We start from the raw sequence: 13,280 nt of genomic DNA on the forward strand, positions 1-13,280 counted from the left end.
GGTTAAAACAGTGGGGTGTATTTCATCAATTCACCTAGGGCATGCACCCCAAGTTTTTTCATGGTGTTGGCGCGGTGAACCTCTACAGTCCGCAGCGACAAGAACAGCGCTTCTGACATCTGTTTGTTGGTCTGCCCCTGGATCAGTAACTGCAATACCTGCCGTTCTCTGGGGCTGAGGGTGTTAAAACGCGCCTGTAGTTGTTGTTCCTCCCAGATCTTACGACTGCTTTCCAGTGCCTTGTCGATGGCCGCGGCCAAGGCTTTACCATTGACGGGTTTTTGAAAAAATCACAGGCGCCACGGCGGAAAGCTTCTACTGCCATTGGCAGATCGCCATGACCCGTGAGAAAAATGATACCTAACGGGCTATCACACTGTAGTAACCGCTGTTGCAGCGCCTGACCGGTGATTTCCGGCATTCTTGCATCGAGAATGACGCAGCCGGGTTGTTGTAGCGGGCAGTGCGCCAGAAAACTCATACCATCGGCAAATCCTTGTACCTGATAACCAAACTGGCCCAGCATGAAACTGAGTGAATCACGGATGGCGGCATCATCATCCACCAGATAGATTGTTTGTTGCATCGGGGCTCTCATCCTCATTATTGCCTCAAGAGTAATGCGCCCCCGCGATCGCCACAAATCAGAAACGCTGGCTTTTGGACACAGATCACCCGCTTTTTACTAAGCGTTTGCAGTGATTCAAGGATTTGCTGTAACGGCTGTATTAGGCTGAATGCAACTAAATCCAATGGGGCGATTATGAAGCGGTACTGGTGGATGCTGCTATGGTGGTTGTGCAGCAGTCAGAGTCAGGCAATGCACTCCATTGCCGATGGTGAAATGGGGATGATCCCATTGAAGCTGTGTTTCGGGTGGCGGTGCTGGCCAATCATGGTGAAGCGCAGGCCAAACAGCGCTGGCAGCCGATGATGGATTATCTCAGTAACCGGCTGCCGGGAAATCGTTTCGAAGTGGTGCCGCTGAATTTTACCCAGATGGACCAGCAACTGCTGGATCACCGTATTCAGTTTATTGTCACCAATCCCGGCCAGTACCTCAGCCTCAGCAACCAATTACCTTTGTCTTGGTTGGCCACCATGCGTAGCCGTAAACATAACGGCGCAACTTATGCCATTGGCTCCACCATTATTGTCAGTGCTAGCAGCCCGATTACTCGCTTGGAGGATCTGCGCGGAGCCTCTGTGGTGGGCAGCGATCCCCAGGCGCTCGGAGGCTATCAGGCGGCGGTGGGGCTGCTTAATCGGCGCGGCATTGAAGCCCGCTCTTTTTTGGTGACATCCATTTCCTAGGTTTCCCACTGGAGCCCTTGGTGTATCAGGTGCGTGACGGTACGGTTGATGCTGCCATCACGCCTTACTGTACTTTAGAAGAGATGGTCGATGGGGGCTTGGTGAAACGTGAAGATTTCCGGGTGATCAATCGCCAGCGCTCAGAAGGTTATGATTGCGATGCCAGCACTCCGCTGTATCCCAACTGGTCTTTTGCCGCCTCAGATCAAGTACCTAGCCACATCACGCAAGCCATCACGCAAGCATTGTTTGAATTGCCCGCCGATTCGGAGGCCGCTATCCGTGCCGACCTTATGGGCTGGACTGCACCAGTGAGCCAACTGGCGGTGATCAAACTGTATGACGAACTGCAACTGCATGGTGGGCCGCCCCTTTGTACGATGCGGCTCGCAAGTGGTTTCGCTTGCATCGGGATCTGGCCATGCTGCTGTTGGCGATTTTCTTTTTGGCACCGCTATACCATTTATGGCTGGAATATAAAATTCGCCAGAAAAACGAGTTTTTGCTGCTGACCGAACGGCAACTCAAGGATAAAGAGCTGCAACTGGAACGGATGCAGAGTGCCGCCATTGTTGGGGAAATAGGGGCGGGCTTGGCCCACGAACTCAACCAACCTATCGCGGCGATTACTCAGTACAGTGAAGGCGCCTTAATGGCGTTGGAACGGCTTGGACAACATGACCCAGATCACCAGCAACTGCATGATGTGCTGACGAAAATCTATAACCAGTCGATGCGCGCTGGTGGGGTAGTACATCGTATTCGTGGACTGTTGCGGCGTCGCCGTAATGGCAACGTGCCACTGTTGATCTTACCGTTATTGCAAGAAGCGCTGGCGCTGTTTCAGCGCGCAATGGCGCAGCAGCAAGTCGCAATGCAACTGCACATCAACGGCGATGAGCAAGCCATATTGGGTGATAGCGTCGGACTGAGTCAGGTGCTGGTGAATCTGCTGAAAAATGCCTTGGACGCCATGGAAAATAGCCGCGAGCGGCAGCTACACATTAGCATCGATTATCAGGCATTTCCGAGCGAGCGGGAGCAGGCATTGCAGCAGCCTTGGTTATTGTTGGAAGTGAAAGATACTGGCAGTGGCTTAACGGCGCCGGTTAGCCAGTTAATGGAATCTTTTGCCACCACCAAGGAACATGGCCTTGGCTTGGGGCTCGCTATCTGCCGAGAAGTCATGACCGAACACCAAGGGATACTGCAACTGGAAAACCGTCTTGACCGCCAAGGATGCCGGGCGCGGTTGTGGCTGCCATACCAGCGCAACTAACCATTAGCGGATAGTTTGGATCAGTTCCCAGCGGCTGCGACAAAATTCCACTATCAGGCCAGCCAGTAGTCCGGCGGCCGGATTAACCGTCAAGCTGACAATGGCCGTGGCAGCGATGACCGCCATGCAGAATGGCCGACCATCCAGTAGCCGTTTTGACCAAGCCAATTGCAAGCCAGCAATCGACAGCAAACTGCCAAGAATTGCCATCGGGATCAGACTCAGTAGCCAAGCGACAGACTCGCCCCAGCTCAGGGCAATCGCGACACAACTGAGGCCAAAGATTAACGGTGCCCACATCCGCCGTGCGCCAAAATGATATTGCACGGCCAAACCTCCCGCACCGTGACACATGGCAATGGCGCCTAATGGTGCCAACAACAGATTGGCCAGCCCAGAACTGGTGGCAAAGGCTTTGGGCGTGAAGCGCTCGGCTTCTTCAGGGAATTTTTCCTTAGCCACGGCTGATGTGGCAATCACCGCATTGGTCAGTGTCATCGCCAACTGTGGGAGTACCAGCAACGTGAGAGCTTGCGACCACTCTGCGGCTAACGGCCAGTGGAGTTGCCACGGAGTCTGATTAAAGTGAAAACTGGCTACATCGCCGCCATGCTGATATTGCCACCACATTCCGGCAACCAATACCAGCGGCATGGAGACATAACGCAGCGGCATAAAACGGCACAGGAAAATCAACGCAAATGCGCCAAAACCTATGAGGGGCGTAACCGCCATCATCTTACCGCCCATCAACAGCAGTTGGATGCCGATGGCAAACTGGATCCCTACGCTGATGGCCTGGGAAATCTGCCGAGATAGCCAGGTAATGGCACCACTGTAGGCTAACAACAATAGAATTGCGCCCATCAAGATGCCGCTGGCCTGCATGATCCCCGGTGTCAGCCCTTGAGCAATCACCAGCGCCGAGATCACTTTCATCGGTTGGATTGGGATTGGGCGCCGGTAGAACAGCGCTACAGCCAGCGCAAAAATACCGAAGCCGAAAAAGATCCCTTGGGGTGAAAACTGGTTTAGGGCAATCAGCCCCAGCACTAACGGCAGAAAGGTGCCCAGATCGGCAAACGCGCCACTGAATTCCCCTAGTGTGCGGTTGAAGTTGACAGAAACAGGACTGGATGGAGTCATATAGGTTGCCGTTGTAACAGATGCCACAATAACCGCAATAACAGTGCCAGTTTTTTAGCGGTGTTAATGCCGTAGATTCCGGAATTTTCTGGCATTTACGCTTTGAGTTTAGCTGCGCTGGGACAGTTTGGCTGAAGGTTTGGTCTTATTGTCTGGAAAGGTGGACCAGTTCCTGAGCAGGGATTGGAACTGGTCCTAGTCGGGAGCACTTATCATGTCCGACCAAACAAGGAACGTTTGTTACGCTTTATTTGCTATGCAATATACCTTTCACTTTCATCGGATCACCTTGATAACCCAGTGCTTTCCAGTCCAGACGACCATTAGCACTGTGGCAATCGGCGCATTTGAGCGCTTGTGCTTTAGGTGACACCATATGGTTGATGCGCCACCACATCTCGGTTGCCGCAAAACCATATTCGCCACTATATGTCGCCCCTACTGCCTTCATCGGGTCGCTTTCTGCCATACCCAAGCGTACGGCTTTATCCCAATCGAAGTCACTCCAGTAACCGCCTTTACCGTAAGTTTTCGGATTGAGGAAGATATGGTTCTTCTTGTCGTAGATCTGCTTACCGGTAAATACCTTGAACGGATAGATCTTGGCTTTTGCATCTTTGATATCGCCCAGTGGATAAGCCAGTTTAGTGACTTTACTTGGGTCCATCTTGTCTCCGGCCATATAGGCATCTGCCTTGCCGTTGTACCAGGCGTAGCTGGGTTTCACCATCTTGCCCCAAGTGAACGAGCCTTTTTCTTGAGGTAAGTATGACGGCCGTATTCATCCACTGCGTCTTCTCTGTCTTCACCCGCAGTTGACCAGTCCCAAGTCAGTTTGGTGGCTTCTTGGCGGGCATAGAACGGAATATGGCAGGTCTGACAGGAAACCGTAGCGGTATGGGCGTTCAAGCGCTTATTAGCGTGTGGCGCGGCATCGTGACAGTTAGTACAGCCGATATGATCTTCACCGCCAGGCGATACGCCCATGGCATTGCCGCTGATATCGTGGTCTTTGGTGTGGTGGCAATCCTGGCACTGGAAGTCGTTACCATCGGCATCCATGTGTACGTCCAGATTTTTGTCTGGGTAGGCCATGGAAGAATCCAGATCGCCGTGTTTTACTGCATCACCTCCACCGCCGTAGAAATGGCAGGAACCGCAGTTATCACGTACCGGCTTACCAACATTTTGTGCCACTTTTACCAAGTCGACATTTTCAAACACTTCACCCGCAACGGTTTTGGTATAGGTGCCGGTGGTGTCATGGCAGGCCAGACAGTCCACTTTGGTTTCGTCAGTGAAATCAAAGCTGTTGTCTTTCCAGCCATAACCTGCGTGACAGACTGTGCAACGGGGTTGGTTGCCCGCAATAGATACACAGAAGTTGTTAATCGCGTTTTTCTTGCCACGTATTACGCTGCGGCCCGGTAATTGCTGTTGCAGCTCCCAAGTCCAGTGAGAGCTTTTCATCACATCTTTTGCTTCCTTTTCATGACATTGCAGACAGGCTTTGGTGACTTCTGGGCCGTTGGCATAGGGCCCTTTTAGTACCTCTTGGTGTGGCGCTGACGCACTGGCACTTCCGGCCGCCAGCAACAGGAGTAACGCAAGTGATCTCATAAGTGTGTCTCCTGCCCCGGTTGCCCGGGGCTGTTGTATGGGGTTAGAAGTTAACGGTCAGCGACGCGTTGACATCAAACGCGGTGTCAATCACGGGTAACAGTGAATAAGCGGTGCCATTAAGCACATCACTGACTTTCTGTGGCGCACCTACAGGAGTGCCACTGCCGGTGTATTCATAGTCGTAGTAAAGCCCCGCCAGCTTGATGAACATATGGGGGTTAACATCAAAGATGTAATACCCTTCAACCACATGACCGCGAGTGGCCAGTTTGCTGCCGATTGGGTCATCCTGTGCTTGGGTAAATGGTGTCCAGTATTTGGAGCCGTAGTTGTATTCCAGCCCAAATTTACCGTATGGCGCGGGGATCTGCATGCCCACATAAATGCCGTAGCCATCGTGATTTTCGTTACTGTCAGCGGTGGATGGTGACATGATGATTTCGCTGCCATCATTGTTCAGTTCGGCGGTAAATACCGCATCGGACAACAAGCCGCCGAACATGCCAGCATAGCCATTACCAACGGTACGGGTCCAACCGAATGAGGCGAAGAACTTCATCTCATCATCGGTTTCGTAGGAGTAACCTACGCCACCCAGATACATATCACCGATCACTCCGCTAGGTTGGACGCGCGTGACGAAATTGAAGTTGTCAAACTTCTGCAGATCTTGATACATGGTCGGTGCAAAGATAGAGGCCAACTGGTTAGGAAAGGCCATAGTGCCTTTGAAACCGTCATTGATATCTTTGGCCGCGAACAGGGTAAATTGCAGGAAGTGATTGCCATCGTTAATGGCATCAATGTTAAAGCCACCCAAGTGGGTATCTTTGGTAATGGTGTCACCAAACAGCTCACCATTGCCCCACTGTGATTCAAAGCCTTGACCATAACAGAAACGCACGACTTGACCTTCAACCCCGGTCAATTCACCGAGTTTGTAACCGATAGTCATGCCATCAAAGTTGAAGTTAACCAGATGCCCAGACGGTGTGCCGCCACGCAGTTCGTTTTCACGGTAATGGCTGGGCGGGCCATAGGTGGAAGGCCGACGGCCAATGGACAGATAAAACTCGGAACCACCAATGTTACGCCAGTCAAAATAGGCGCGTTCTACCCGCAGCCAGTCACCTGAGGTATTCGACGAGTCGGTGCCATCCATGGTGAATGCGCGCCAGGAATCGAACACCTGCACTCCGGTAGAATCGCCCCAGTTTTTGTACATGCTGAGACGGCCAGCAAAGTCTACGTTGTCCCATACTTGGGCTTTCATGTTCAGCCGCAAGCGGGTGTTATAGTAAATATCGTTATCGATATCCTGCCGACTCTTGGCGGCCAGCACATAAGGCATGATGCCGCTCAATTGACCACTCTGGAAGGCAGTTGCCAGTGCCGGATTGGCGGCCATCATTTTCCCTAATGGTGAATTGACGTTGGCAGGATCGCCATATTCTCCAGCCATAGCGCGGGCGCCAAAGTCACTGAAATTCATCAATATTGCTGGATTCCAGGTGACATCCTGATAGTGCAGTGAATGGGCTCTAACACGAAAATCACCGGTAAAAGTGATGCGGTCAAGGGCAGCGTGGCGTTCGGTTTTATTGACCCGGGAGTTGAGGCTCTCTAACTCTTCGGTAATCTCCGCCAGTTGCTGTTTCAGCTCAGCAATCTTGGCGTTATCAGTTACTTCTGCGGCATAAACAGCAGGGCTAGCCATGGCGGCAAGTCCTAAAGCCTGGGCGACAACAATTGCGACTAACGTGCGCATATTTTATCTCCTGACCGGAAGCCCCGGTCTTTTTCAGGCAGCAACAGGCCCTGGAGCATGCTCCATCGTGTTGCTGTCAGTTTGTCGGATGGTTTTGGGCTTAGGTGCCGGGATTAGCCGCAGGTTTGGGGCTGCGCAGAATCCGCTGCATGGTCATACAGGAATTGCTGAATATCTTTCAGATCCTGCTCACTCAGTTTCTGGAACACTTCTGGTTTAGCTTTATGCTTGTCTTTATCGAAGAAACGATCCCATTGCGCCATGGTCTTGCTCATAGGAGTCAGTTCTCCGGCAGCATCGCTTTTACTGTGGCAGACTTTGCACTCTTTCTTGTACAGATGTTTGCCTTTCTTGGGATTGCCGCCATCGGCAGCGTTGGCACCTGCCGCCAGCACTGTGGCCAGCAGTAATACACCGAGCTGGATTGTGGTTTTCATCATCAAAGTCCTCATGTTGCGAATTAATGCATCATTCCTTTACGGATGTTGCTGTTGTTTTATTTCGGTTAACAATTTAGCAGAGGGATAAATATGAGGATTTGACGGTGATCACTTTCATGAATTTTTCTAATTGAAAAAAATATCATTGAAAAAATCTAATTAAACAATATTTCTAATATATAATATTTAAACAAATCAATATGATATGTTTTAATTTATTAAATTATAGAAAATAGATATTGCAAGTGATATCACATTTTTATCGGGGTGACGAAGTTAACAAAAGTTAATATTAGCTATTTTGTAGACAGCTAAATAACTATTTTACGCTTTAGTTAATGCGTAAATAGAATGTAATTCCGTTCACATATTGAGGGCATAAAGCCGAACTTCTTATGCCTTGGATCACATCCACCGGCACATTGTGGTTTACCACAATACCCACATAATATTCATGGATTAACAATCTACTCGAAATCCGCGCAGATGCAGTTGCAATACAACCCGTGTAATGCGTCTGAGTAAAAACGATTCCGAGAGAACTATTCGTCTTCCGTGGAAGATGATGGAGGTTAACCATGATAAAGCTTGATCGACGGGCTTTCCTTAAAGGTGCCGGTGCCACAGGTGCATCCTGTGCCTTGACCGGTGTGATCCCCGGCTCCATTGCCGCTGTCGGTGCGCCCGCACTGAGTGGCAGCGCCGAAGCGGTACCCAGTATCTGTGAAATGTGTTCCACCCGCTGCCCCATTTCTGCTCGAGTAGTGGATGGTAAAACGGTATTCATCCAGGGGAACGCTGAAGCCAAAGCCTTCGGCGGTAAAGTCTGCGCCCGCGGTGGTGCTGGCCACAGCTTGCTATATGACCCACAGCGTATTGTTAAGCCGATGAAACGCGTGGGTGAGCGTGGTGAAGGCAAATGGCAAACCATCAGTTGGGAAGATGCCTACAGCGAAATTGCCACCAAACTGAACGAACTGAAAAACAAATATGGCCCAGAAACCGTGGTGTTTTCTTCCAAGTCTGGTTCAGAACACACCCATATCTTCAATATGGCGAACGCTTTTGGCAGCCCGAATACATTTACCCATCTGTCCACTTGCCCTGGTGGTTATGAAGTCGCCGCTCATGCTATCTATGGCACTAAGCTCAAACGCGATTTAAGCAACAGTAAGTTCATCATCAACTTCGGTCATAACCTCTATGAGGGGATCAACATGTCCGAAACGCGGGCGCTGATGAAGGCGCAGATGGACAAACATGCCAAATTGGTGGTGTTTGATCCGCGTTTTTCAGTGGTAGCCTCAAAAGCTGATGAATGGTATCCGGTTCGCCCTGGAAGTGACGTTGCAGTGGCGCTGGCGATCAGCCAAGTGTTGATTGCTGATAATCTCTATGACAAGGCGTTTGTTGAACGCTATGTGGACGGTTTTGAGCAGTTTGCCGCACAGGTGGCTGGATACACGCCAGAATGGGCGCAGCAACTTTCTGATGTGCCAAGGATATCCGCCGGATTGCCCATGAACTGGCGAAAGCGGCGCCACACGCAGTGGTCGATTTTGGTCATCGCAGCACCTTTACCCCAGAAGAGTTTGAGCTGCGCCGGGCAATTTATGCCGCTAACGTGCTGATTGGCAATTTTGAGCGCAAAGGGGGTTGTACACTGGCAAAAAGGCTAGCAGCTACAACAAATTCGCCGGGGCTGAGGTTGCGCCGTCACTGGCAAATCCAGGCGTGAAAATTCCTAAACCTGAAGCCAAACGTATCGATCAACTGGACGAACAATACGCACTGACTTGGAAGATGGGCGGCGTTTACCAATCGATTATTGATACCGTAGAAAGCGGCAAACCTTATCCGATTCATGGCTGGGTGATGACCCGTACCAACCCGATGCAGACTGTGACAGACCGCAGCAAGGTGGAACAGGCGCTGCAGAAGATGGAACTGGTCGTTTGCTGCGATCTGTATGTCAGTGAAACCGCGGCGTTTGCCGATTATATCCTGCCGGAATGCACCTATCTGGAACGGGATGAGGAGATTGCCGATAAGTCAGGCAAAAACCCCGGTTACTACGTGCGCCAACAGGTGGTTGATGTGATTGGCGAGGCTAAACCCGCTTGGCAGATCTTCCGTGAATTAGGCATTAAGCTGGGCTTACAAGCCTACTATCCGTGGGACAATATCCAAACCTTGCAGTTGGCTCAGGTCAACAAAGATGATGCGCTGCTGAAACTCATCAAAACTAAAGGCTATGTCAGCTACGGTAAGCCACTGATGTTGCGTGAACCGCAGATGGTGGCTGACTTTGTGACGGCCTATCCTGGCGCTCGGGTGGCCGATGAAGACGGTACTTATGGCAGTGCCGTAAAATTCAAAACCCCGAGCGGCAAAATTGAGCTTTACTCCGCCGAAGTGGAAGCGATGGCGCCAGGGCGCGGCCTTATCGCTTACCACGATGTTAAATTGAAGCAGCCCGATGAGCTGTACTTCATTCAGGGCAAGGTGGCTGTGCATACCAATGGTGCCACTCACAATGTGCCTATGCTTGCCAATCTTATGTCAGATAACGCCGTGTGGATCCATCCAGATACTGCGGCCAAACATGGCATCAATAGTGGTGACAATATCCGTCTAACTTCCAGTGTTGGCAGCGAAATCGGCCATGCGCTGGTCACCAAGGGCATTCGCCCAGACACCGTATTTGCTTACATGGGCTTTGGTTCCAAAAACAAGGAACTGACCCGTGCCAGCGGTAAGGGGCTGCATTGTGGCAATCTGCTGCCACATGCAACGGCACCTGTCTGTGGTATGTGCGTACACACTACTGGTGTGAAATTGGAAAAGGCATAACGGGAGGCCGACGATGAGCAAAAGATATGTCATGGTGCATGATGAAAACAAGTGCATCGGCTGTCAGGCGTGCAATGTTGCCTGCCGCAGTGAAAACCAAGTGCCAGAAGGCGTCACCCGTCTGCAAGTTAGGGTCGAAGGCCCATTCGGTGACGTGCCTTTATTGCATTTCAAATATAACCGGGTGTCTTGTCAGCAATGTGAAGACGCGCCTTGCGTTAAGGTGTGCCCCACTGGGGCGGCATATGTCACTGCCGATGGTATCGTGTCGATTAAACAAGATAAGTGCGTTGGCTGCCAGTATTGTATCGCTGCCTGCCCTTACAAAGTGCGCTTTATCAATCCGCTCAGCCACACCGCTGAAAAATGTAATTTCTGTGCCGATACCCGGCTAGCGCGCGGCGAACAACCGGCCTGTGTCACCGTGTGCCCCACTAATGCACTGGTGTTTGGCGATGCCAATGATCCTCATAGTGAAGTGAGCCAACTGCTGAACAGCGCGCCAACTTACCGCGAAAAAGTCCATCTTGGTACGCAACCAAGGGTTTACCGTATTCCTGCCCGCAAAGGAGGGATTGAAGCATGAACAATATCTGGGGTGATATGTCACAGTACAATCCTGTGACCTGGCATTGGGTGATTGCCGTATACCTGTTTCTGGCCGGGCTTTCTGCAGGCAGTTTACTGATCGCCATTGTGATGCGCTGGGTCAAGGGTGACCGTGAGGAGAGTCCCATCCTCAAGGCCGCCGCACTCATTGCACCCGTGGCTATCTGTCTGGGGATGCTATGTCTGGTCTTTGACCTGACCCGGCCGTTCCATTTCTGGTTGATTCTTATCCACTATAACTTCACTTCGGTGATGTCTATCGGGGTGCTGGCGCTACTGGTCTTTATTCCATTGAGCTTCCTCTATGCGTTGGTGGTATTCCGTGGGCAACTGGCAGCTATCGGTTTAGGTTTCCTTCAGGGGCTGGCCGATGTACTGAATGGTCTCAGAAAACCAATTGAAACCTTGTTGTTTGCGCTGGCGGTGATCGTGGGTGCTTACACTGGTTTCTTGATCTCAGCGATGAATATCTATCCGATGCTCAATACTGCAATTTTGCCAGCGCTGTTCTTGGTGTCAGGGATTTCTGCTGGTGCGGCCGCCAATGCTGTCGTTGCATTGCTGTTGTTCAAAACCCCGGCGCATGATCATGAGCTTGGTCGCCTGCATGGGATTGAACTGCCCGTTGTTGGCATTGAGATTCTGTTCCTGTTTATGCTGTTTTGTGGCCTGTACTTCAAGGGTGGCGCCGCAGCGCTGGCGTTGGCATCGCTGACAACTGGCACTTGGGCGGCAGTATTCTGGACGCTAGTAGTAGCGGTTGGTTTTGGGGTTCCGCTGTTATCATTGCTGTTACCGGCACCGCAACGTCATGGCAAAGGCGTGATGTTGTTAGGGGCGCTGTGTAGCCTAACCGGGGTGCTGGCACTAAGACACTTCATCCTGTATGCCGGTCAAAGTTACCTTGGCTAAATCATTTATGTGATGAAAATCAAAGCCCTCGCTTCAGTGAGGGCTTTTTTATGTCGCTTTTTCTGAAGAGTCATTGGGTAACAACTATCTTTAATTGAACAAACAGCGGCTGGGGAGAGACGGGATGAAACTGAAGACACTGGCGTTACTATGCGCCACGACATTGAGTTGTGGGCCATTATGGGCCGGACAAGATGTGTATGAAGCCAGAACCGATGCTATGGGTGGTGCTGGTGTGGCGGCAGGCGACAGAATGGTAGCGGGCTTTATCAACCCGGCATTACTGAGCCTAACGGAGCGCCAAAGCGATGACGTCAGTCTGCTGTTGCCAACCTTAGGCGCAGACGGTGCTGATAAAGACAAAATGGTCGACAAGTTTGATGATGTGCAAGATAACTATGATGCTTTGGAACTGGCGATAGATAACCGCGATGTTGAGGGAATGATCCATTATCGCGATCAGCTCTTGGGAAACCTACAGTCATTAGTCGGCAATAGCGCTTACGCCAGTGCTGGTTTGGGGCTTGCCGTGGTCCTGCCCTCTAGTAAGCGCTTGTCGGTTGCTATCATCGCCAAGAGTTATCTCGATGGCTTTGCGTTGGCCGATATCAGTGAGTCCGATCTGTCGTTACTGAGTACATTGGATCCGTTAAATCCGCCGTCGCTGGATGACTTGTCGTCTCAAGGGCGCGTGATTGCCGGGGCGGTTTCTGATGTTGGGGTGGCGTTGAGCAGTGGCTTCACTGTGGCAGATATGCCGCTCACCGTTGGGATTACTCCTAAATTGCAGCGGCTGGATACGTTCAATTATGCGGTGTCTGCCAACAATTTTGATGTCAATGATTTCGACAGTGACGATTATCGTAACGATGACACAGGTTTTAACCTGGATGTTGGGGTCGCGTTGCAACCCATGCCGGGGCTGACTTTGGGACTCAGCGGTCGTAATCTAGTGAAGCAAGATCTGCAAACCATGGTTTCGGAAGGTCGGCAACTCACTTACCAGATCAAACCCATGGTAACCGCAGGTGTCGCTTATGAATGGCGGGCCGTGACCTTGACCAGCGATATCGACTTGACGGAAAACAACAAGTTTGCCGAGCTGGAAGGACCGAAATATTGGCGTGTTGGTGGTGAAGTCAAGGCTACTGACTGGTTGGCTGTGCGGCTCGGTTATCGGCAGGACCTCAACGATGTCACCACCGATATCTATTCAGTGGGAACGGGTATCGCTATCGGCAAGTTCTTTAGATTAGATCTGACCGGGATGTTTGGCAGCGATAACGCTATCGGCGGCGCGTTACAGACCTCGTATCACTTCTAAAACTGCTGCTCT

Annotated in this window: 6 protein-coding genes and 4 pseudogenes; 5 read left to right on the forward strand and 5 right to left on the reverse strand. The window is 51.2% G+C overall.

The features are described 5' to 3' along the window. Positions 1–2: 2 nt before the first annotated feature. Positions 3–604, reverse strand: a pseudogene (locus tag KHX94_RS11415) (response regulator transcription factor). Between the two features lie 254 nt (positions 605–858). Here KHX94_RS11415 and KHX94_RS21125 point away from each other — a divergent pair. Further along, a pseudogene (locus KHX94_RS21125) lies at positions 859–2,593 on the forward strand (sensor histidine kinase). Between the two features lie 3 nt (positions 2,594–2,596). Here the strand turns inward: KHX94_RS21125 and KHX94_RS11425 are convergent. The 4 genes and pseudogenes from KHX94_RS11425 to KHX94_RS11440 form a co-directional block, all read right to left on the reverse strand. After that, positions 2,597–3,739 carry a putative sulfate/molybdate transporter gene (locus KHX94_RS11425; RefSeq protein WP_213680735.1) on the reverse strand — a complete coding sequence of 381 codons (1,143 nt, stop codon included), beginning with the start codon at positions 3,737–3,739 and terminating at the stop codon, positions 2,597–2,599. Between the two features lie 247 nt (positions 3,740–3,986). Continuing rightward, positions 3,987–5,359 (reverse strand): annotated as a pseudogene (locus tag KHX94_RS11430) (tetrathionate reductase family octaheme c-type cytochrome). A 43-nt stretch (positions 5,360–5,402) separates the two neighbouring features. Continuing rightward, on the reverse strand, positions 5,403–7,130 hold the full coding sequence (locus KHX94_RS11435; RefSeq protein WP_213680736.1) for a DUF3373 domain-containing protein: 1,728 nt from the start codon (positions 7,128–7,130) through the stop codon (positions 5,403–5,405). Between the two features lie 113 nt (positions 7,131–7,243). Then, positions 7,244–7,570, reverse strand: coding sequence for a c-type cytochrome (locus KHX94_RS11440; RefSeq protein ID WP_213680737.1), 327 nt, complete (start codon positions 7,568–7,570; stop codon positions 7,244–7,246). Between the two features lie 578 nt (positions 7,571–8,148). On the opposite strand from KHX94_RS11440, the pseudogene phsA reads away from it, so the two are divergent. The 4 genes and pseudogenes from phsA to KHX94_RS11460 all read left to right on the forward strand — a co-directional run bounded on the left by phsA (position 8,149) and on the right by KHX94_RS11460 (position 13,268). Then, positions 8,149–10,423 (forward strand): annotated as a pseudogene (gene phsA / locus KHX94_RS11445) (thiosulfate reductase PhsA). Between the two features lie 13 nt (positions 10,424–10,436). Further along, positions 10,437–11,009 (forward strand): 4Fe-4S dicluster domain-containing protein, encoded by a 573-nt coding sequence (locus KHX94_RS11450; RefSeq protein WP_213680738.1) that lies wholly within the window; start codon positions 10,437–10,439, stop codon positions 11,007–11,009. After that, complete coding sequence (gene nrfD, locus KHX94_RS11455; protein WP_213680739.1) at positions 11,006–11,944, forward strand: NrfD/PsrC family molybdoenzyme membrane anchor subunit; 939 nt, start codon at positions 11,006–11,008, stop codon at positions 11,942–11,944. The genes KHX94_RS11450 and nrfD overlap by 4 nt, the downstream gene beginning before the upstream one ends. A gap of 124 nt (positions 11,945–12,068) precedes the next feature. Further along, positions 12,069–13,268, forward strand: a complete 1,200-nt coding sequence (locus KHX94_RS11460; RefSeq protein WP_213680740.1) for a conjugal transfer protein TraF — start codon at positions 12,069–12,071, stop codon at positions 13,266–13,268. Positions 13,269–13,280 lie beyond the last annotated feature (12 nt).

The sequence above is a fragment of the Shewanella dokdonensis genome, from assembly GCF_018394335.1.
Lineage (GTDB): Bacteria > Pseudomonadota > Gammaproteobacteria > Enterobacterales > Shewanellaceae > Shewanella > Shewanella dokdonensis.

Excerpts from the sequence above, each read along its gene's own strand:
- KHX94_RS11425 (WP_213680735.1), bottom strand. The coding sequence starts at position 3,739 with ATGACTCCATCCAGTCCTGTTTCTGTCAACTTCAACCGCACACTAGGG.
- KHX94_RS11435 (WP_213680736.1), bottom strand. The coding sequence starts at position 7,130 with ATGCGCACGTTAGTCGCAATTGTTGTCGCCCAGGCTTTAGGACTTGCC.
- KHX94_RS11440 (WP_213680737.1), bottom strand. The coding sequence starts at position 7,570 with ATGATGAAAACCACAATCCAGCTCGGTGTATTACTGCTGGCCACAGTG.
- KHX94_RS11450 (WP_213680738.1), top strand. The coding sequence starts at position 10,437 with ATGAGCAAAAGATATGTCATGGTGCATGATGAAAACAAGTGCATCGGC.
- nrfD (WP_213680739.1), top strand. The coding sequence starts at position 11,006 with ATGAACAATATCTGGGGTGATATGTCACAGTACAATCCTGTGACCTGG.
- KHX94_RS11460 (WP_213680740.1), top strand. The coding sequence starts at position 12,069 with ATGAAACTGAAGACACTGGCGTTACTATGCGCCACGACATTGAGTTGT.